This is a genomic window from Nocardia sp. NBC_01327, from assembly GCF_035958815.1.
Classification (GTDB): Bacteria; Actinomycetota; Actinomycetes; order Mycobacteriales; family Mycobacteriaceae; genus Nocardia.
Window position 1 is genome coordinate 1,566,696 of record NZ_CP108383.1, and the last position, 20,866, is coordinate 1,587,561.

Annotated in this window: 18 protein-coding genes; 12 read left to right on the forward strand and 6 right to left on the reverse strand. The window is 62.1% G+C overall.

What is annotated here, in order from left to right:
* Positions 1 to 13 precede the first annotated feature (13 nt).
* The 6 genes from OG326_RS06740 to OG326_RS06765 all read right to left on the reverse strand — a co-directional run bounded on the left by OG326_RS06740 (position 14) and on the right by OG326_RS06765 (position 10,728).
* Positions 14 to 403, reverse strand: a complete 390-nt coding sequence (locus tag OG326_RS06740) for a YwqJ-related putative deaminase (RefSeq protein WP_327143740.1) — start codon at positions 401 to 403, stop codon at positions 14 to 16.
* Entirely contained in the window at positions 396 to 869 is a 474-nt protein-coding gene (locus OG326_RS06745; protein WP_327143741.1) for an SUKH-3 domain-containing protein, read from the reverse strand. The genes OG326_RS06740 and OG326_RS06745 overlap by 8 nt, the downstream gene beginning before the upstream one ends.
* A gap of 34 nt (positions 870 to 903) precedes the next feature.
* Complete coding sequence (locus tag OG326_RS06750; RefSeq protein WP_327143742.1) at positions 904 to 8,664, reverse strand: toxin glutamine deamidase domain-containing protein; 7,761 nt, start codon at positions 8,662 to 8,664, stop codon at positions 904 to 906.
* 59 nt (positions 8,665 to 8,723) lie between these two features.
* A complete protein-coding gene (locus OG326_RS06755) occupies positions 8,724 to 9,230 on the reverse strand; it encodes a YbaB/EbfC family nucleoid-associated protein (RefSeq protein ID WP_327143743.1) in 507 nt (168 codons plus the stop codon).
* A gap of 14 nt (positions 9,231 to 9,244) precedes the next feature.
* The gene (locus OG326_RS06760) at positions 9,245 to 9,562 is read right to left on the reverse strand and encodes a hypothetical protein (RefSeq protein ID WP_327143744.1); all 318 of its coding nucleotides are present in this window, start codon (positions 9,560 to 9,562) and stop codon (positions 9,245 to 9,247) included.
* An 83-nt stretch (positions 9,563 to 9,645) separates the two neighbouring features.
* Entirely contained in the window at positions 9,646 to 10,728 is a 1,083-nt protein-coding gene (locus OG326_RS06765; RefSeq protein ID WP_327143745.1) for a hypothetical protein, read from the reverse strand.
* 312 nt (positions 10,729 to 11,040) lie between these two features.
* On the opposite strand from OG326_RS06765, the gene OG326_RS06770 reads away from it, so the two are divergent.
* From OG326_RS06770 to eccB, 12 genes are all read left to right on the forward strand, one after another.
* The gene (locus OG326_RS06770) at positions 11,041 to 12,906 is read left to right on the forward strand and encodes a hypothetical protein (RefSeq protein WP_327143746.1); all 1,866 of its coding nucleotides are present in this window, start codon (positions 11,041 to 11,043) and stop codon (positions 12,904 to 12,906) included.
* Between the two features lie 8 nt (positions 12,907 to 12,914).
* Positions 12,915 to 13,706: an ESX secretion-associated protein EspG gene (locus OG326_RS06775; protein WP_327143747.1), complete on the forward strand. Its 792-nt coding sequence runs from the start codon at positions 12,915 to 12,917 to the stop codon at positions 13,704 to 13,706.
* A 180-nt stretch (positions 13,707 to 13,886) separates the two neighbouring features.
* Positions 13,887 to 14,165 (forward strand): hypothetical protein, encoded by a 279-nt coding sequence (locus OG326_RS06780; protein ID WP_327143748.1) that lies wholly within the window; start codon positions 13,887 to 13,889, stop codon positions 14,163 to 14,165.
* Positions 14,166 to 14,176: 11 nt separating this feature from the next.
* On the forward strand, positions 14,177 to 14,476 hold the full coding sequence (locus OG326_RS06785) for a YbaB/EbfC family nucleoid-associated protein (protein ID WP_327143749.1): 300 nt from the start codon (positions 14,177 to 14,179) through the stop codon (positions 14,474 to 14,476).
* Positions 14,477 to 14,586: 110 nt separating this feature from the next.
* Complete coding sequence (locus OG326_RS06790; protein ID WP_327143750.1) at positions 14,587 to 14,898, forward strand: type VII secretion target; 312 nt, start codon at positions 14,587 to 14,589, stop codon at positions 14,896 to 14,898.
* On the forward strand, positions 14,895 to 16,283 hold the full coding sequence (locus OG326_RS06795) for a hypothetical protein (protein WP_327143751.1): 1,389 nt from the start codon (positions 14,895 to 14,897) through the stop codon (positions 16,281 to 16,283). Before OG326_RS06790 ends, OG326_RS06795 begins: the two co-directional genes overlap by 4 nt.
* A 42-nt stretch (positions 16,284 to 16,325) precedes the next feature.
* Positions 16,326 to 16,649, forward strand: a complete 324-nt coding sequence (locus OG326_RS06800; RefSeq protein WP_327143752.1) for a PE family protein — start codon at positions 16,326 to 16,328, stop codon at positions 16,647 to 16,649.
* A 14-nt stretch (positions 16,650 to 16,663) separates the two neighbouring features.
* A complete protein-coding gene (locus OG326_RS06805; RefSeq protein WP_327143753.1) occupies positions 16,664 to 17,695 on the forward strand; it encodes a PPE domain-containing protein in 1,032 nt (343 codons plus the stop codon).
* The gene (locus OG326_RS06810) at positions 17,692 to 18,480 is read left to right on the forward strand and encodes an ESX secretion-associated protein EspG (protein ID WP_327143754.1); all 789 of its coding nucleotides are present in this window, start codon (positions 17,692 to 17,694) and stop codon (positions 18,478 to 18,480) included. The genes OG326_RS06805 and OG326_RS06810 overlap by 4 nt, the downstream gene beginning before the upstream one ends.
* Positions 18,481 to 18,573: 93 nt before the next feature.
* A complete protein-coding gene (locus OG326_RS06815; protein WP_327143755.1) occupies positions 18,574 to 18,873 on the forward strand; it encodes a WXG100 family type VII secretion target in 300 nt (99 codons plus the stop codon).
* A 47-nt stretch (positions 18,874 to 18,920) separates the two neighbouring features.
* Entirely contained in the window at positions 18,921 to 19,223 is a 303-nt protein-coding gene (locus tag OG326_RS06820; RefSeq protein WP_327143756.1) for a hypothetical protein, read from the forward strand.
* A gap of 122 nt (positions 19,224 to 19,345) precedes the next feature.
* The gene (gene eccB / locus OG326_RS06825; RefSeq protein ID WP_327146397.1) at positions 19,346 to 20,845 is read left to right on the forward strand and encodes a type VII secretion protein EccB; all 1,500 of its coding nucleotides are present in this window, start codon (positions 19,346 to 19,348) and stop codon (positions 20,843 to 20,845) included.
* The last annotated feature ends 21 nt before the right edge of the window (positions 20,846 to 20,866 follow it).

A 20,866-nucleotide genomic window follows, 5' to 3' on the forward strand; every position in this document is an offset into this window, starting at 1 on the left:
GATAGAGTGGTGATTACTCCGAAAGGACCTGCACACCCAGGGTGTTCAGCAATGCCGTGCAGATCTCACACGGTTGTGTCAGCTGGCCGTGTTCTGGGTTGCCGCCGGGCCGGATCTTCTTCGAGACGATGACTGCGCCTCTGAAGTGTTGTGCCGCGTCGTCCAGGGAAGAGAATCTTCCGTCGGCGCGACCGGAGTCGAGACCCCAAAGCTGGTCCGATACCAATGCAAGCTCTGCGCAGTTGCCCGGGAAGCGCTGCGCAGGGGAGGTCAACTGGGCCTTGATGAACGCTTCGACCGCCGGGTGATGATTCGGCTTCCCCTCGCCGAACATGCTGGTCTGGCTGAATATCTTTCCCTTTATGAGCAAGGACGACGCGGTTGCTGGAAAGGTCTCAGGCAAAGTACGCCTCCGCATCGGTCAGTACTGTTCCCGAGAGTATCGACGCAAACGCCTCGTGTGGAGTCTCTCCCAGATAGTAGCCACCGGTGTGATGAAGGTAGAAGAATCGGCCGGTATCGTCGATGAGCCAGATGCCGTACTCGTAGGTCTCGGCTCCAACCGGAAACAGCTGCCGATTCAGACCGGTGGCGAGCTCGATGAAATCCTCGGCATCGCCGTCATATCCGACTGTGGGATCGAACATCAAGACGGCATCGGGGGACTTGCCATGCAATGGCAGCTCCAGTTCGCCATATGAATGGATGAAACGAGTTGCCGCGTCGTGCGCGACAAGTTGTGTGCCTTGACGCGAAGCATCCTCGATCCTCACCTGGATGAGCTCGTCTGCCGTCGAGCCGATGTCCCGCGTGGGAAACCATCCAGCATCGGTGAGCCACTGGTCGATTTCGCTGGGTTCGAAGTTCACAGCCGCGGTATTCCTTTCGGCATCACTGGGGGCATCAGATCGGTTCGATTCCGAGTTCCGGAAGGATGTACTTACAGGTATCACAAGGTTCCAGGTACTCGTTGTGGCGGCGCAGCACAGTGCCCGTCCTCCTTTGAATCAGCGTTCCCACTGTGCGGGTATGGATCTGGCTCCCTTCCAACAGAGCCCTCGCGCCGGCAAGGCTCGTTATTCTCCCACCGTCGCCTTCCAGCATCGTCAGTCGGTCGCTGATCAGCGCGATTTCGGCGCACTTGCCATGACCGCCTCCGATCTTGTCGATTCGACCGGCGCTGTGGTCGGCCTTGATGTTGTCGAGGAGATGCTGAACGACCGGATGAGTACTGGGCATCAGCTGATTGCCAATTTTTGTCATGCTGGTGTGCGCCGTCAGAATGCCGTCGTGCAGCAGTGTTCCGGCGCAACCGTCCTTGATCCTGTGCTGCCCCTTCGGAATAATCTGCCGGTTGGCGGCCTCTGCCTCCGCCGCCGTCATCGAAGGTTTGAGCGCGTCGTCCGCAAGTTCGTGGGCCCGGTGTTGCAGCGCGGCAACCTGTTCGTCATGGCTCAGGTTCGAAACGTCCTCGACCGGTAGCCGATAATGCCTCATGTCACCAGCTGCAGATCCGTGCCACGACGGCTGCGGTTCCAGTGGCTCACCTCGGTGCCCGCTTTCGTCTGCGATCCCGGCACGGTCTCTCGCGTCGTCACCGAGGCCGACTGTGTGTTTGTCGTCTTCGTGGGTGCCGGGCGCGAATCCGTCAGTGGATGCTGTGGTTTTGGTGCCGTCGGGGTGGTGGGTTTCCCATTCGCCGTCGGGTGGGATGCGGGGTCGTCGGGTGCCGTCGGGGTGGGTTTCGGCGGTGCTGGTGTACAGGCGGCCGTGGGTGTCGGACCAGGCAGGTTTCGTGGGGGCAAGAACATCTACGCCGAGATGCTGGGCCAGTCGGGTGGCGAACCCGTTGGTGCCTGCATCGCAGCCGATAAGGCGGATGGGAGTGCGGCCGTCCCAATTGGATTGGCGGAGGAGATTGCCGAATTCCTCTGGGGTGTAGGTGCGATCGCCGATGCGGGCCAGGCCGTCCTCTGTGATGTGCACATCGGCGGTGAAATGGGTGGGATCTTCGGGGATACGGGCCGCCAGATCTGCGAGAACAGCATCGTCCGGATGGAACGATGCGCCGGCTGCGGTTTCCGTGGTGGGGTTGTCGTAGAGTTCGGCGGTCGACTGCGTGTGAGGCTCATGCGTCAATAGCGCCTTGCCGTTGTCTGCCAGATACTTCTTGAACGCGGGATCATGATCACCGAGCAAACGCCAGGGGGTGGCTGCCGCTTCGAGATCCATCAGCCCGATGCGGTCGAGAACCTGTGCGAAATCATGTCGCAGACCAGATAATTCGCCCTGGCGAGCGGGATCCGACATCGAGTGCACGATCTCGGTGGCCAGAGATCGTATTTCTTCGAAGCGTCCCTGAAGATGAGTGGTCAACGACGTCGGGCGATCATTCGGAAGTGTGGCCGCCGGGTCGGGACCGAGCTGCTCGTCGCCCAGCTGGAACGGGATGTGGTGATCGTCCGGCGCATCGACAGCGCGAGTCGTCTGGGTGTCGGGATGGGTGCCCTCGAGACCGGGGCTCTCTTCTGGATGCACCTTCTCGGCAGGTCGGGAGGGCGGGGACTCATGATCTGGTGCACGGTCAGTAGAGGATTCATGAGCGTAGTCGGCATCTACAACGACACCCTTGATCAGATATTCGACGCCCGCGTAGCCGGGTCCCTCCGGATTCTCGATGACGTCGGTGATCAGGTATCGAGTTCCACGCTGCAGTATGAATTCGTTCTCCGGCCCGGCGGCGCTCCGGTCGCCGATCCATACTCCCTTCGAGCCGGTGGGAACCTCGAGTTCCATTCGCACTTTGCTATTGAAGTCCTCCGGTGGGGTCTTCCCCAAAGAGGTTGACATGTAAGCACGTTCGGTCTGGATGGTATTGATGAGCTGCTGCGGATTCTTGCCGTCCAGAACAGTGCCGTGCTGATCGATCGCCAGATGGTCGATACCGTCGAGGGTCACGCCTCGAGTGATTTCGAAGCCCTCTGGAGTAGAACGACCTGTTGCCTGATCCAGCAGATCTATGTGATTCTGCAGAACCTCGGCGGTCGGAACGGTGCCGAAGGTATCGCGCATCATGACGATCTTGTCGGCTTGGAACCAGAGCTCGTCCAGCCGCTTGTACGGATACGGCTCGCTCAACACGCTGTCGATGGCAGCGCGGAGCGGCGGATCGAGGTTCGGATGTTGCATAACGGCATCGAGCATCTCGATCGACGGTGGCATCAGTTTGCCGCCGGTCAAGCGCATCAACTGCTGCTGGTGTCCGTAGTCCTCGAAGAAGCTGTTGAGCAGTTCGGGCGGGTCGGGGTGGCGAAGGAATTCATTGATCCACGGACTCTTTGTGTAGAGCTGTACCTCGCGAAACTCATTTCCTGACAAGGTATTACGGATGGGCCCGAGAACACTTTCGCCGTACGTCCGGCCCTCTTCGTTCGTATCGAAGTGGTGGACCTCGCCGCGGTCGCGTGCATCGTCGCCGGTGAGGCCGTGCTTATCTCCGTCTTGGGTACCCGGTGCGAAGCCATCCTGTGTCGCTGTGGTTTTGGTGCCGTCGGGGTGGTGGGTTTCCCATTCGCCGTCGGGTGGGATGCGGGGTCGTCGGGTGCCGTCGGGGTGGGTTTCGGCGGTGCTGGTGTACAGGCGGCCGTGGGTGTCGGACCAGGCAGGTTTCGTGGGGGCAAGAACGTCGGCGCCGAGGTGGGTCGCGAGTCGGCTGGCGAACCCGTTGGTGCCTGCATCGCAGCCGATAAGGCGGATGGGGGTATTGCCGTCCCAGCCCGATTGGCGGAGGAGGTTGCCGAATTCCTCTGGGGTGTAGGTGCGGTCGCCGATGCGGGCGAGGCCGTCCTCGGTGATGTGGACGTCGGCGGTGAAATGTGTGGGATCCGCAGGGACCCGTCCGGCCAGATCGGTCAGGATTGCGTCATCAGGGTGAAAGGAAGCGCCAGCGTCGGTTGCTGTGGCGGAGTGGGTAGTTCCGTCGACAACGTCCTGGACCGGAGTCGAGGCGTCGACCAGTATCGGATCAGAGTCCGGGCTGAAGCGGATAAGGGGCTCTTTGCCGGGTTGGTGCTTGTCGATGATGGTTTGGTAAATACCCTCGTGGACAGGCGGATCCATCTCGGGCCAATAGGTGTGAGCGCCGTGCATAACGCCCATGTCCTCGTTGACCATGTGGTTGACGATGTCCCAATATTCGTCACGAGACAGCTTGTCTCCATTGGGCTTTCGGATATCGAAGATATCGTGATCACCAGTGAGCGGCCGGTACTCGCCGGTGTTGTAGTCGCGGCCGTACACCACTTTGTCCCGGACTTCGAAGTCCCCGTTGTGGGCATGCTCGGCCATGGGGTCGCGGAATTCGTTCCATTCGTTCAGACGCTGCGCGTATCGATTGCCGATCTCGTCCGCAAGGTGGGCGGGTACCTCCTCGAGTGCCGGCATCTTCGGTTCGAAGTAGCCCACCAGACCGACATGTTCTTCAGGCGCCCCCAGATAGACATCCAGGTCGCTGATGGTCTTGGCTTTGATGTACTTCGACTTGGGCATCGCCCCCTGTTCGAGCCAATGGACCGCGCTCGGCGTTGTGGGGCGTACATCGATGACGTAGTCGAACTGTTCGCAAATCCCTTGGAAGGCGCGCTGGTTGCGCTCCGGCATGCCGTACTCGGTGACGAGTTCGTCCATCGAGACCGGTCGGGGAATCTCTTCCTCGCTACTGTGCGTGACGTGCGCGTCCTCCTCGGACACGTGCGGGGCCTGCGCAGCTTCTTCGGTGTGCCGCTGGTACTCCGGAGCCGTGGGACGGTGATCGCGTCCGCCGGGCTCGCTGCGTGGCGAGGTCTCGGGACCTTCCTGGCCGGTGGAGTGTGGTGAATCCCCCAGGCCCGCCCGCGTTTCGTGGACGTGCTGGGACTGCGAGTCGGCGGGCGCGCCGGCAGGGTGAGGCTCCGGCGCCTGGACCTCGTTGTCGGGACGCGTCTCGTCGGGCAATTTCTGCCCAAGTTCGGCAGGGTGTGTCCCTGGATCGGTTTGCTCTAGTACGTGATGGTCCCCTGTTCCGGCCAAGTCTGATTCACGTGCCACTGCCTCCGTGCCCAGGCCATCGCTCGCGTGAAGGGCTCCGGGCCGTTCAGCAGGCTCGTGCGGGGCTGCCGTGTCCTCTTGTTGATGATCAACCGATGCTCGAGGGTCTGTACTGGGGTTTGACTCAGGGACGTCGCGGTCACCTGATACTCGATCTCCCGGTCCGTCTCCTCTATCCGCTGGAGTGTCACCGTCCAGCGATGAGGATAAATCTGTTCGCCCGGTACTGGTTTCCCCGTCCGAATCGCTTCGTCGTACTGCTCGCCGATCGTTATCGGATGCAGGCTCGGGTGAACGGTCACCACTCCCGTTCGGGCGTTGACCACCAGGTTTGCTTGACCCGGAGTCGGCGGTGGGTTCCCCTCCAACTGTTTCGGGTGACAAACCCAGCCGTACTCGGTCGGGGAGATGCTGAATTTCAGGTCCGGCCGCAGGATGCGGGCCAGATACTCCTCCACTTGGTCCTGTGTGCGGTACTGCTCCGGCACCGGTGATGCCTCCGTTCGGCGCGTTCGGGTCGAGGGCAGTGAACCAGACCCCCGTGGAGTGGTTGGTCATACTGGGTGGCGGCGTTTCCGAGATCGTCCGCTGCTGTGGATCCCACCATAAGGGACCGGCCGCATCCTTCGGGAAGACGACGACGGTGGCATGCGCGCCGCCGCCTGCCCAACTGTTGACGATGAGTGCGGCGGATCCCTCGCCCATTTGGGCAATGTGGTCGTGAAGCCATGAGAATTGTTGCGGGACAGACGTATCGGGATGGTTGTAGCCCCAAGTACTGAAGGCACCACCGAGCCAGTGGAGCGCCCGGTCGTTGCCGGCCTGCTCGGGACCCCTGCTGTCGATAGTGCCGTCGGGTAGCAGGTCGGGCCAACGTGGATGGGCGACTTGCGGATCGCCCAGGAACGACGACAAGGCGGCGAGGCTGTTATCGAGACAGTTATTACTGCGGCCGGTTTCGTGGGGACCGCCGTCGTTGATGAGGTCGCCGTAGGGATTGGTACGAGGGTCTGCGTGGACGAGGAACTTATCGCCGTCGCGCAGTGCGTCTTCAACTGCCCACTGATGCTCGGGAAACTCCAGGTCATCCAAGTAGTGCTCGGTGATAACCCGCGTCTGGGGTAGTCCGGTGACATGGCTTTCGGTGTTGGCGATGGCGATGTCGTTGCTGATTCGGCGTACATCGATCTCGTCGAGGGTGTGGCCGCCGCCGGTGTCGCTCGACAATCCGAGGTGCTCACGCAGATGCTCCGCCAACACATCCGGCGGGGTTTCTCGATTCCACACATGCGGATCCGTGGTCTCATGCGGGTTGCCGATGGATGCCTTCAGATGAGCCTCGGCGGGGTCATCGACGAATTCGAGCTCGACATGGAGACGGTCACCGCTGAGCAATCGATCGCCGGTGTTGAAAACACGATCCGCGGTGGCATGCAGGGAACCGGTGATTTCGCGCAGGTGTTCCGGGGAGACATTCCCGACCTCGTCGAGATGCACCTTGACGGTGAGCGTCGTGAGCTTATCGTCTGGTCCGTAGCTGAAGCGGCGTGTCTCGTATGCCGGTTGGGCGCTGGGCGATCCGCTGTCCCCGGGCGTGACGTCGGTGGCTTTGCTCGCTTCGGCGTTCTGTTCCTTGTAGAAGTCCTCGAACTCGGTTCGAGCCTTGGCGAGGGCAGGATCAGCCTCGACACCTGTGACTTTGTCGATACGGCGACGAATCTCCAGAGGATGTTCGGCACTTGGATGCGGCGGTGTGCTGAAGATGACTGCTGGCTCGATCTGGTTGGCTGGGTCGTACCCCGCGAGGTGATCGGGTGCAGGGTTGTTCGGATCTGTTCCAGACAGCGACTGATCGTTCTTGGCCGGATGGGTTCCAGGTTCCTGGGGGATATCGCCACGCGGTTCAAGTGGGCGCGCGGGTGACGTTGGTCCGTCGGGCGTAGTCGGTGTACTACCGGTGGGCGCCTGTTCGGGGGTAACTTCACGCGCTGAATGCTGCTCGGGAGCCAGCTCCGGCGAGAGCGTGGTCGGCCCGGGTGCGGTGCCAGCCACCCGTGCCGCAGGTTCGGAGCCGACTTGCCGCACTTCGGATTCCGGGGTAACTGCGATTGGTCGTGCTTCGAGCGCGCGATTCGCGACCACAGGCCTGTCCTGCGTTCCGGCTACGATCTTCGGACTGCTGTCTGCGGTGCTCAGGTTCGGCGCCGCGCGTGCTGGGCTTTCTGCAGGCGATGGTCGACTGGGTGCGACTTCTCGGGGTGCGGCGGCCGTATCGGCCGCGCGCTCGGGCACCGTTGCAGGGCGGGCGGATTGGTCCACCGGCGCTGACCGGACGGGGTTCTCCGCCGGCCGTACGGCATCAGCCGGTCGATTCTGCTCGGGAGTATTGGCGCGGGACTCCGAGAGATTCTGCGGTGCATTCGAATTCGGTGCCTCGGCCCGCTTGTCGGTTTCTGCGGCGGGCGCGACTTCTTTCGCCGGTTGCTGGTCGTGGTCGTGCGTGTTTGCCAGGTTGGGTTGGTCGTGCTTGAGATCGGCCTCCGGGTTGGGTTCACGTGGTGTGCCATCGGTGGGCGAGGTTTTAGTCGATACGTTGCTCGGATCCTGCGTTGCGGGGGAGCCGCCATGTCCTTTTCCGGCACTGTGCATGCCACCGAGGGCGCCCATTCCGAGTCCGCCTGCGAGGAGTTGCATGTGGAGTGTCTTGTCGACGTCACCCCAGTTGCCTTTGTCGTAGCGCTGAACTCCGAGTCCGGCCCCGTACATGCCGAGCGCGCCCACCACACCACCCGCACCCCCGGCGGCGAATCCTCCCAACCTGGACGGGAGCTGGGGCAGGGTCTTTTTCAGGAAGCCCTCTGTGAGGCTGTGGACAGGAGCGCCGGCCAATCCTCCTGCGCCCCATTCGAGACTGGTTTGGAAGGTCTGCTTCAGGTCGAAGCCGTCGTCGCGATGACCCATCTCGATCTGGATCGCCTGGATACCTGCGTCGAGCCCCGCCCCCATCCCGCCGGCGATCAGAGCACCCTTGCCCAGATTCAGTGCGGCCGGGACGATTCGCTTGCTCAGCGGAATGACGACCTCACGTGAGAGCGGCTTGGCCAGGGATTCCAATGCGGCCCGGCTGGCAAGCGCGGCAATCCGTTTCATCATCGATTCCGCGAATACCGCCAGCCCCTCTTTGGCGATGGCGAGATAGGCCGGAACGAGCACGTCGCCGTACAGAGATGCCATGAGTGATCCCACGGTCCAGAGCGTGAGGAGCGCGAACGCCTCCTCCTGGATCTTGGTGTACTCGATTGTCGTTGCGGTGGAGCGGGTGTCGTGACCGAGTGAATGAAGGTTCTCCACCAGCTTCTGGATGGAGTAGTCCTTGTTATCGAACAGCGTGGCGAACTCCGCGGAGACCTGTTCGGCGCCAGCGCTTTGGTAGTACTGCGGAACAGCACCCGTGACCTGTCTCAGGTCAGGTTCGAGCCTCTCGAGATCGGTCGCCGCCTTGTTCCAGGCATCGCCGAGTGCGAAGAGCGATTCTTCATCGCCTTTGGGGTAGGCGCTTCCGAAGTTGAGGGCCTCCATGAGCCAACCTGGAAGAAAATCCCCGGCCGCAGTCCAACCTGACACAAATTATCCGTTCTTCACCAGTCAGGTGCTGCGATGCCCGATGGCTTATCGCGCTCCCATTCTTCGACATCCGTGAACTGCGGCGCGGATTCGGTATCAGGAGCCTCGCGGTCGGGCGACCCGGGCGGTGCGGTCGATACGCTGGGCGGAGTCGGGATCATGGCCTGGATATCCGGCATAGCGGGGAAGAGCTCAGAGAGCGTCGGAACTTTGGATTGCTCCTGCTGCAACGCCGCCATGATCTGTTGCGACTTCTGCCGGACAAGGTCGGCTGCGGCCTGAGTCGCGCTGGTCACCGCAGAGGCGATCTCAGAGTAGGTGAGATCGTCTATGTCGTCGGTGAATTCGGTCTTGATCACGACCCCGTCGGCGTTGACCGTAATGGTCACGCGCCGACCACCAGCCGGTGCTGTTGCGGTCAGTCGGGAACGCTCCTGCTGAGCGCGTGCGACTGACGCGAATCCACTTTGGACCATGTCGACCAGCCCCGCCAGCCGCGACTTCTCCGCCTCGTTCGCCATGTTTGCCGGGTCCGTCAGGCTTGGAAAGCGTCGGTATTGTCGGCTTCCGTGGTGTCGAAGGTTGCCGCACCGTCCCGCAAACCGCTTGAATACTGTCGCAGCCGTGTAGCTCTGGCGCTCAGTACCCCTTCAAGGGTAGGTGCACGCTTTGTGTAGCCGCTGTCGCCCTCGGCGAAAGGCTTGCCGAATTCGTCGTCTCCCCACGAGCCGGCGTAGCCCGCAGCAGCTGCTGAGAGCGTCGTCAGAATCGCGTCGATCTGAGTGGCAACACCATCCAGCCCGCTTGCGGTAGCACGCATTCCAGCTACCTCGACCTCGACTTTGCCTGCCATGTCAAACCCCCCGGCGTGATGATCTATGCAAACTTCCAAGGATCATATACGCAGTAGACGACCGCCACACAGACGAACCTGTCTCAATCAGCTTGTGTAGGGGGCGATGTCACGACACCAGCCAGCATCATCTGGTAGAAGGCGCTGTTGATGTCGAATATGTCACTGTCGATCGCCCGCGCCAGTAGCGGCCTTGTGACCGAGCCGATCTCTGCGGCGGCCACCAGATCGGTGACAGCGGTTCGATCTGTTACGCCGTCCACCTGCTCGACCGCATCGGCAGCAGTTTCGCTGGTCCACACTTTGGGCAGCCCAGCACTCAGCATGTCCGGCTCTGGTGATTCGCCGCGGTACCACGCAGTGCCGTCCCACCAATAGCAGAACGAGAGCAAGCCATTCGCCGAACGAGGATTGAGTACGGGATCGGCCACCCAGTCCGGTGCGCCGCGATAGAGCGACGGCATCGGTGCGCCGTCGTTGTATGCCTCGTCCAACTGCGGCGCATTCCACACTCCACCTGACAGCACGGCTCGACCTCCAGGCAGCCGATACAGGGTCGAACCGCTTCGTGAGCTTCCTTCGAACCAGCCGAGCGCAGCCGTAATTCGTGGTCCCCAAGATGAGTTCGCACCCACACAGGCGCCGGAAATCACGGACCACCGCGCCCACAGCAGGTGAAGAGGCGGCAATTCGGCCGAAACGGGAAGCGCCGCTATCCCGCTGGCGCGGTCGGCCGCCGCCTGGGTGAACGCAGCACCTGGTGTACGGACGTGGCGGCCTTCATGGCCGATGTATGCCGCGAGCCAGACCGGTAGACGCTTACGCGGATAGGTGGCCAGATCGGCCTGATAGGCCAGCGCGGGGAACAGGTGTCCATCAGGGAAAGGCTCTGCACCGTAGTCGTATTCGACCTCCATGTCACCGGCGTTCGTCAGCACTACCAGAAACCGCCACCAAGGCCCGTCGCCTTGCGACGCCGATCGGTGTCGATGTTCCCGCAACAGCTCGATCACCCTCGCTGACGGCCGAACGCGCGCGACCCGATCTTCGTCGGAGACAACCAGCTCCGCTGTCTCATCGGAGACTGTCAATGCGAAGGCGGCATCGAGGCGATGCCAGCCGTGTGTCAGCAGGCCTCTGAGCTCGACGGCGATCAGATCGTCCAAATCTATCGGTATCGGGACAGCCTCGGATTCCGGCACTGGAGCAGGCTCTGCTAGCGCGAACCCCACGTCTGGAGACATATGGAGTGCTGCGCTGGACTTGGAATCAGCGGGATCGATGCCAACTTGCAGTCGGTGGCTGGACTCGTCGTGCACCGGTCGACCGTACTGCGCGACAGCGCCCACCGGATAGGTTGGTGTAGGGCGTACCAGTGGCGACGGGTGCCGCTGGTACGGCAAGATGGGGCGCGACTGCAGCCTGATGGTCCAGGTTTGTTCCGGTGTGCAAGAGTCGTGAGTGGGGAGGTCGCGAAAGTGGGCGGCGACAATACACCTTCAACAGTTTCGTTCGATCCGGCGGTGGCTAATAGTGCGCTGGCTGCGTGTGGAGACTTGATCGGTCAGATATTGAAGATCAAGGAAACCTTGAATTCCACCAACGATATTTCGGACTTCGCGGGTCCTATTGGCGTGTTCGACTCGGGGCACCTCTGGGCTGAAGGTTATCGGAAGCTCGGCGCGGAGATGACCGATATCCTTGAAACTCAACACCAGATAGTGGCAGGTCTGGCCAACGCTTTCAAGACTTCGGTGAAGCTGTTCAAGTATGCCGAAGATACTTCTGTTGATGATTTCTTGAATGCTGCGGTCAACGACAAGCCCAGCGATAAGCTTCTGGTGGATAAGCCGACTTCGGATGCAATACTGAAGAATGTTCCTAAGGTGGATCCGGTAGAGAAATGGCAGAAGAGCGGTGGTAAAAGCCCGTCCAACCGTAAGGTTCATGCCTACGATTACGACACCGATTTCAAGCCACCGGCCTCGTCGGATCCCAGTAGGGTTGCAATATGGCCTGAGAATCCATTCTCGAAGAGTTGGAACGATCTTTATCAGCTTGGGCAGAGCATAGTCCCTTCCAGGGTCCCTGCTATTGCTGCAGACTGGGGACTGATGAAGGATGATTTGAACAAGGCTGTCGATAACTTCGAAGCAGTAGTAAATGAACACAAGTTCAGGGACGTCTGGAGTAGTTGGTCGGCAACGCAGGCACTTGCCGCTGTCGATAAATTCAAGACCGATGCGCGGGCCCTGACGGCGAAGTTGGGAGACGTCGAGACGGGTCTTTACAAGGCTGCTGGTCAACTGAATTCAACCCGGGAACGCATGCCCACGACTCCAGATCAGCCGAAGATTGCATCCAATAATCACGGCCGATATATGGCGACCGATAAAAATAGAACCTTTTCCGAGGCCACCTCTGATGCGGTAGCGCTGGACCTGATAAGTGATTATCAGTTTGCGTGCGAATCATATTACATTGCCGGTATTGAAGGTTATAACGGGACGCTTGTGGCATTGCCGAAGCCGGAAATGCCGAATTTTCCCACTGTGCCCGTGATCGAAACTAAAGTGGATACTAAGGTTGACACCAAGGTGGATCCGAAAACCACAACTACCGGAGGCTCTCCGAGCGCTGAAGATAGTTCCGCAAAGACTACTTCCCTCCCGGTGAATGACAATCCAGATAAAGACAAAATAACGGACGATTCTAATAAACAGGTTCAGAATCAGGATCCAGCGAAGACGACCACGACCTCTGATCAAACCCTCTCGACCGTAGCCTCAACGATTTCCTCGGCGGTGCAGTCTCTCGCGCAGCAAGGAACGTCGTTGGCCGAGTCGTTGGCGTCGACGGCTTCAACATTGATCCAAGATTTGCAGAAGGCCACCACTACGACACAGACGACGCAGACAGCGCAGGACACGGCGCAGCAACTCGAGCAGCAGCTCGCCGCGTTGACGAATTTGCAAACCAATCCGATCGATGCAGGTTCGCCAGGCGGTGGTTCGCCCGCGTCGCCGGGCGGAGGTAGCCCGGTTGCAACTGTCACCAGTGACAAGAACCCGCAAAGTCGTCTCTTCCCGCGGGCCGGTCTCGCTACGGCCGGAAGTAGCGAGGAGGTGTCAACCGCACGGGCCGGATTGGCGGCGACCGGAACGAGCACCACATCGGGTACCGGTACCACCGGTTCTTCCGGTTCTCCGATGGGGTCGGCAGGGCAGGGCGCGAGTCAGGGTGCGGGTAAGGAACATAAGCGCGCTGAATACTTGAGGGCCGGTGCGCACCTTGACGAGCTGTTCGAGGCGCCTGCCGCAGTTGTCCCGGTCGCCGAGAAATGAGCGCTTCCTTGCATTTCGAAGATCTCGAGTTTGTCGTGCTGTGGGAGCAGATCACTGGTGACCGTATGCCGCCGCCGTTCATTTTCACCAGTCGTACGCCTATGTACTACGACTTCCTACGTGAGAAGCGCAGTGCGGCCGAGCGTGTGGAAGCTAGGTGGGATGGTGCCCTCGGCAATCTGGCGGAGGTGATGGCTGAGCCGGATATCCGCATTGTCGTCAACGGCTTCGACGGTCGTGACCTGAAGCATGCTGACGGTCGAGTCCGCATGATGGCGCTCCGTCGAGCTGGTCGCGGCTATCTACTGAAGCAGCTTCCGGGCGAAACCTATGTGCACAGCGGGGGATTCACGGCGGTGGAATGCGATCCACTGTCACTGGCGGAAGCCGTGGTCGACGCGTTGCCTGAAGTCGGAGCTGGACGGCAGGCGGATGTGAAACTGGATGGGACCCAAGGCAGTGACTATGCCGACGACGATATTGGGCGAACAATCATCGACGACGTTTTCGAGGACGCAGCAGTCCAGCGCACAAAGAGGTTTCTCAACTCCTCCGTAGTCTGTGCGGGCACTATCGAAGTCATCCAGGGGCACTCCAAGTTTGGGCCCCGCGGAATCACCGAACATCTGCTCGAGTGGAGAGATCTCGAGGACGATGGTCGGTACGTCATCGGGGGAGAGCCGCCGTTCATAGCGGCTGCAGTTGATTCGTCGCGTTTGACCAATGCAATCAACGTTCGGGTGGCTGCGGTCGTCAGGGCGATCCGGGACGAGCGTGGGATACTCAGCGGTTCCGAGTAGGTCCATGTCTGCGCGACGGCCGTCGAATACAGCTGGTGCCCTGGAGCATCGTATGGTATCTCTACGCATAGCTAACTGGGAGGGGAGCTTTCAATGACCGACGCGGGGGCGGCAGGGTCGGACGCTGCTGAGCAAGGGTGGGCTTCGGTTGGGGCGGCTACGCCTTCCGGGTCGATTCGGGTGAAGACCACCGAGCAAGGTCTGCCGCTGGCTGTGAAGGTTGATCCGGCTGAGCTGCATCGGGATCCATCGCAGTTGGCTGGGGAATTGCTGCGGCTGTGTCAGCGGGCTGCTGCTCGGGCGGGACTGGCGCGGCGGAAGCAGATGGAAGCGGCTGGCATGAGTGCGGCCGCTCTGGCGGCCACCGGTTTGCCCACTGAAGCTGAAGTCGCTCGGCAAGAGATTGTCGAGGAGCAGGACTACGATACGGAGCCGCAGAGCTGGCTTCGGACTGTGTGAGGAGGGGACACGTGGTCGGGTCTATGGATGAGCTCGAGGAACGGGTCAAGCGGCAGCTGTACAGGTTTCAGGATCTTGCGGAGCAGATGGCGGCGGTTCGGGGGCGGGAGACGTCCGAGGACGGCGCTGTGATGGCCGAGGTGGACGGGAACGGGGCGCTGCAGGATCTGCAGTTCAGCCATGCTGTTTCGCGGATGTCTCCGGAGGAATTCGAACGGGTCGTGGTGGCGACGGCGGCCGCGGCTGCGCGCGAGGCGTTCACGCGGCGGGCCGAAGTGGTCGATCGGTTCAATGAGGAGATGTCCGGTTAAGCCGGTCTGTTAACGCAATCTTGAACCAGAGTTTGCGTCATGTGCTCTGGCACAACCAATTTCGTGCTTGTAATATCTGTCAAGATCGATGCACCTGGGAGGGACCAGCGATGGCTGATTACGTGAAGGCGGACTTCGGACCCATCTTGGAGTACGGCACCACGCATGCGGGGATTGCGGCGCAGGTCGCAGGGGCAGCCGCGGCGGACTCGGCCGGTGCCATGGCTTCGGCAATCCCGATGTTCGGGCTGATCGCGCAGGATTTCCTGCTCGCATTCGCCGGCGCACAGGGTTCCTATCTGTCATCGGCAGCGGAAATCGCTGCGGTGCACGGGGAAACCGCGGTCAGCGCGCTCTCGGCGGTCGGCGCGTACTCCACCACCGAACTGGCCTCAGCGACAAGCTTCCTCAGCGCCCTGTGACTGAATCTGTCGGCTCGGTCACCGCGACACCGAACCCCACCGTTCTGGACGTACTGCGTACCAGTCCGGTTGGGGCGCTGGTGGATACGCCGGTATCGGATGTGATCAGCGGGCTGGGACTGCCGCAATTGCCGCAGCTTCCCGCGATCAGCCTGCCGGATCTGTCCGGGCTGCAGATGCCGACGCTGCCGACGATCGATCTGTCGACGCTCATCCAGCCGGTGATCAGTCTGCTGTCCGCATTCGGTACCGGCGCGGCGAGCATGGGCACCGAGCTCATTTCGATCTTCTCCTCGGTCGCGAAGGCGCTCACCTCGGCGGTGGACTCCAGTCAGCAAGCGACGAGCGCGGTTTCGAGCAGCTGGCAGGGTGATGCGGCGAAGTCCGCTGAGAACAAGAGCCACCAGGTCGAGTCCGACGCTCCGAAGGTTGTCGCACAGGGCGATCAGCTGAAGGCGATCCTGCTCGAGGCCGAACGAGTGGTCGCGGAGGGCTATGCCGAAATCAGCGGGGTCATTTCGGGATTCATCAGCTCGGTGATCGCCGGCGGTGTCTTTCTGTTCTCCCCGCCGGGCATCCCGTTCCTGATCACTCTGGCAACGAATGCGATCACCGACGCCGGTGTCATCGCCGCCCGAACCCGGGGCGAGCTGACGGTGAACACCGCCCAGGTTGTCTCGGCCGGAATGAAGATCCCGATCACCGGCGCGCCCAATGTCGGGGATCTCGCCAATCTGGCGAACCAGGTCACCCAGGCGGTACAGCCGTTCCTGAGCGTCGGTTCGACGGCCGTCGAGAAGGTCGCCGAAAAGGGCGGCGAGGTGGTGTCTTCCAGCTCGTCGGCGCTCAGCAGCGTCGGTACGGCCGGTCAGCAGCTCGTCAGCGCCCTGACCACATCGAACACCAATACCGATACATCCACGACAGCCAACAAGACCACCACCACAACCAACACCGATAAGACGACCGACGGAAAACCGCTCGACACCACCACCGTGAAGACGGATGATTCGACCGGCGGGGGCGGCGGGGGGATTCCGAACGGCATGCCGATGGGGGCGGGGCTGGGATCGAATCCGCTGAATCCCTCTTCTGGAGCAAAGCTTCCGACGGCCGAGGGGCTCGGTTCCGGTTCGCCGATCTCGCGTGCAGGAGCACAAACCGAACCTGTTCAGTCCCGCTCCACCACGAGCATGCCTGGCATGTCCTCGGGCGCGGGTCTGGCGAACAAAAACGGAGACGAAGAATCGAGCGGTGAGCGTACCGCTCTGGTCACCGGCGCACACGGCGACGAAGTGGTCGGCGTTATCGAAGGCGTTTCCATCCCGGTGGTCGGCGCGGTCGAGGCCGTCGACGAGCCACCGGACAAAGCGCTCACGCTCTGACGGTGAATATGCAGTGAATGCAGGGGATAGAGGAGGATTGGCATGAGCACCAATGAATTCGAGGGCGTGCGTTTCGACGCCACGACCGCATTGCAGGCCGCCACCCAGCTCGATGCGCTGGCCGACCGGATCTCCGGTGGGATGACGGTCGAGCAGGCGAAGCTCGATATCGCACCCGCGGGTGCGGACGAGGTCTCCGTGCGGGCGGCGCAGACGCTGAACTCGGTCGCCGCCTCATTCCAGACGTCCGGTGGCGCCGGCGTGGACGAGGTCCGCAAGCTGGCCTCCGCGCTGCGCGCGCAGGCCGGTCAATTCGGGCAGGTCGAGGAGCAGAGCGCCCTCGGCTTCGCATCACCGACGGTCTGACCGGACCGTATTCGATGCTGGAAACGACGAAACCCGGCTTCACCGGGACGGTCTGGGAAGCCAGACCGCCCGAGCAGCTGGCCCGAGACCTGGTGACGGGGGCGGGCGCAGTGCCCGCCGCCGAGGCCGGTCTGGCTTGGGCGCGCCTCAGCGCGGGTTTCGGCGCAGCCGCACTCGAATACGAACATATCCTCGAAATCCTCGACAGCGCTTGGGAATCGAAGAACAGCAAGCCGTTCATCGAACGCATTCGGGCGCTGCGCGACTGGCTGGCTTCCTCGGCGGCGGATGCGGCGGCTAATGCCGCGCAGGCCGAAGCGCACGCTGCCGCATACGAAATCGCGAAATTGGCGATGCCGGATGCGAATGACGTCGAGCAGATCAAGCACCTCAAGGAGCTGCTCGAGCAGCTGGGCACGGCGGTCGGAGCGCCTATGCTGGCCCAGGTCGCCCAGACCGATACCGCCGCGGATGAGGCGAAAGCCGTTGCGGCGCGGGTGATGCGCACGTACGAGGCGGCGACGGAATCGCTCGCGACGCCGTGGGAGCATCAGGCTCCGCCCGAGATCACCGCGGGGATGGACACCGGAGGCAATCAGGTGCAGGCGGTGGACCCGGATGCGGGCGCCACCACTCCCGAGATGCCCGGCATGCCGGGGTTCCCGATCGGGCCGATCGACATCGCTCCGATCAAGACGGAGTTCCGAGTGCGCGGCAATGCTCAAGAGAATGAGGGCATCTCGGAAAAGGTTGTGACACAACCGGTCACGGTGCAAACAGGCTCCTCGATGCCGATGGCTCCCGCCGCGGCGGCCGGCGGCGGGGACGGCGAAGACGAACACGTCACCCGCTCCGGACTTGCCGGCGCTCCCAGTGATGCCGAACTGGGGCTCACCTCGGGCATGCAGGTCGCACCCGCGGTGCTGGGTGGAGTCGATCCGAACGCACAGCGCGTGCCGGTGGATATCGCGTTCAATGCCGCGAGCACCGGAGTCGAAAGCGCGAAAGCCGCCGCGCCTGCGACGGGTGAGGGAGCTTCAGCATGACGACTCTCACCAATGACAGCGTGGTCACACTCGCCGCGCAGCTCGGCGTGCAGACCCTGCCGCTGGTCTTATCGGTAGGGCCGCAACAGGATTCGTACGACGAACTGGCCCTTGCGCACGAGCAAGCGCGCGCCGAGCTGCTTGCCGCTCGCGTTCTGGATCCCCGCGGTGATGTCGAACCGGGCATAGCCACAGCGCTGTTCGTGCTCGCGCAGCCGGATCGTGAACTGGCAGTGCGTATTTTCACCGGCGACGGTCAGGTGCGGGTATGCCTGGCACGGCGCGGTGAAGAGCATGTGCTGGCGGTCCGGCGAGGCGACAGTATCGAGATCCGATCCCTGTGGTCGGACGGATCGGGTGAATCACTCGCCCGCCCGGTACTCGATGCCCTCGGTCCCCACCCGCCCGCGGACGTCGCCAGCTTCAGCGCCCTGTCTTCGGACCTGGCCGAACGCTTCGACACCGCAATGACTTCGGAGGATTACGCGAGCTCCGTCTACAGCCTCGGCGTCCCCGACACCGATGCCACGCTCTACGGCCTCGCACTCTCCTCCTGCCATTCCTACGCCGAAGCGGTGGCCTACGCCTACGCCGACGGCGTCACAGACCGATCACCCGGAGCCGTCGTGGTGTACGACACCGCACGAGGCCGCATTGTGGCCGCCCCGGGGGTCGCACCGGATCAGCAAGTCTGGTCCACGTTGACACCGGGCAGTGATCACCGTGTCGCGCAAGCGATTGCGGGGCTGATCGAATCGCTGCCTGGGGGGAGGTGGCTGCCGTGATCCGCGTATGACCAGGGCAGTCGGTCCATTCCACAATCGGTGATGCTCAGTCGCATCACCTGCTGATCCCACGAATAGGCAGAGGTACAGACGATGGTTGCATCCGAACACGAAGTTGCCCAAAAGGCGCAGACCCACATGGCCGACGTGGTTACCACGATCAAGGCCATCCTCGACAAGGTTACCCAGTCCGTGGACGCCGCACGGAAGGGCTGGCAGGGCGATGCGAACGCGTCGTTCGTCACCGCTACCTCGAACTGGGATGGCGAAGCTGCGCGGCTGAACGGAATCCTCAACGACATGCAGGACAAGGTCGGCCAGGGCACCATCCACTTCCGGAACATGGACTCCGAGAACGAATCCGGTTTCAAGACCCTGACCAATCTCGTCTGATCTGACTCAGCCGACCGCACCGCTTCGATACTCGAGAAGGAACTGACGTGCTTTACGACGCAAATACGATGAACGAACTGGCCAGCACGCTGAAGGACTACTACGGCCAGCTGCAGATGTCGAGCAGCGACCTGCAGGATGCCTCCAAGCAGCTGCAGGCCGCGTGGACGAATGAGAACACCGGCCAGTCGAACTCGGCGTGGACCGCCTTCGCGGCAGTCAAGGGCAAGTGGGACAACGAGTTCGGCGACACCATGACGACTCTCAACCGCGTCGCCGCGGAGGTCGAGAACGCGCTCGGCCGCGCGCTCGGCGCCGACCAGAAGATCGGCGACGGTTTCACCTCCTGAGGAGAACGAACAGCTCGACGCAGCGCACTCCTCCGCACGGAGGAGTGCGCTGCTGTCGGATGTCGCCCGGTATTCTCATGCGTGAAGATCTTGCTCCCACGGAGGATTAGTTGCCAGCCCAATTGACCACTCGTGCCCAGGTCAATGGGTACCGTTTCCTGCTGCGGCGTCTCGACCACGCGCTGATTCGCCGCGATGTGCGTATGCTGCATGATCCGATGCGATCGCAATTTCGGTCGCTGATGGTCGGCGCGGTACTGGCCCTTCTGGTTGTGGCGGGCGCGACCATCCTGGCTTTCATCAAGCCGCAGGGCTCTATCGGCGATGCAAATATCGTGATGGGCAAGGACAGCGGCGCACTCTATGTCGTGGTGCGGGACAAAGACGACAAAACCAAGATGACAATGCACCCGGTGCTGAATCTGGCCTCCGCACGCCTGATTTCGGGAACCAACGAGAGTCCGACATCGGTCAAGGACAGCAAACTCAATTCGGTACCGCGCGGCCCGATACTGGGTATTCCAGGGGCTCCGGCGGCTCTCCCCGGTTCCAGCCAAGGCGATCGATCACAGTGGACGCTGTGCGATGCCGTGCAGCTGTCGGCCACCGGCGGCTCAGCTTCCTCGGCGGGTTCGATAACCACCGCCATCGCGGGTGGACTCGAACTCAGTGCACGGATCAAGCCTGCCGACGCCGGCACGGCGCTCTTTGTTCGCAAGGGCGACAAGACGTATCTGATCTACGATGGCAAGCGCGCTGAGGTCGACTCGCAGAACACCGTCATGACTCGCTCCCTGAACCTGACGGGACAGCGCCCGAGGCCGGCGACAACCGGTCTGCTGGGTGCCGCTATCGAAGTGCCGCCGCTGGTTTCGCCGACGATTCCGAACGCGGGCTCGTCCGGCCCAGGTCGGCTCAACGGCATGCCGGTAGGCGGTGTAATCAGCGTCGCAGGGCTCGGCAGTGTGGATAAATCGGAGCTTTACGTTGTGCTTTCCGATGGCGTACAACGTATTTCGGCATTCACCGCCCAGATGATCCGAAACTCCAACTCGCAGGGCATGGACGAGATCAAGTCGGTGCCGCCGGATCTGCTCGACGGCATCCCGGTGGTGCACTCGCTGCCGGTCGACGACTTCCCGGCCGCGGTACCGAAGATCATTTCCGCGGAGGACAATCCGATTGCCTGTATCTCCTGGTCGAAGACCAAGGCGACCGGTTTGATGGAATCCGATGCGGCCGAGGGCCCCACCGACCGCTCCGCGATCTCGGTGCTCGTTGGCACCCGGCTCCCTCTATCTGAATCCGCAGTACCGGTTACGCTGGCTACTGCCGACGGCACGGGCGACCGCATCGACAATGTCTACGTCCCGCCCAGCAGCGGTGAATTCGTCCGTTCCACCGGCCTGGAACCGGGCAGTCTGCGCCGGGACAGCCTTTTCTATGTGGCAGACAATGGAATCCGCTACGGCATACCGGATCTGCAGACCGCCCAGATTCTCGGTCTGGGCACCACGCCCCGGCTCGCTCCGTGGTCGGTTATCGGGCAGCTCGTTACCGGGCCCACCCTGAGCAAGGCGGATGCGCTGGTCAGTCGCGATGCGCTGCCGACTGGCCAATGACGTTGGCCGGCAGACGAGTTC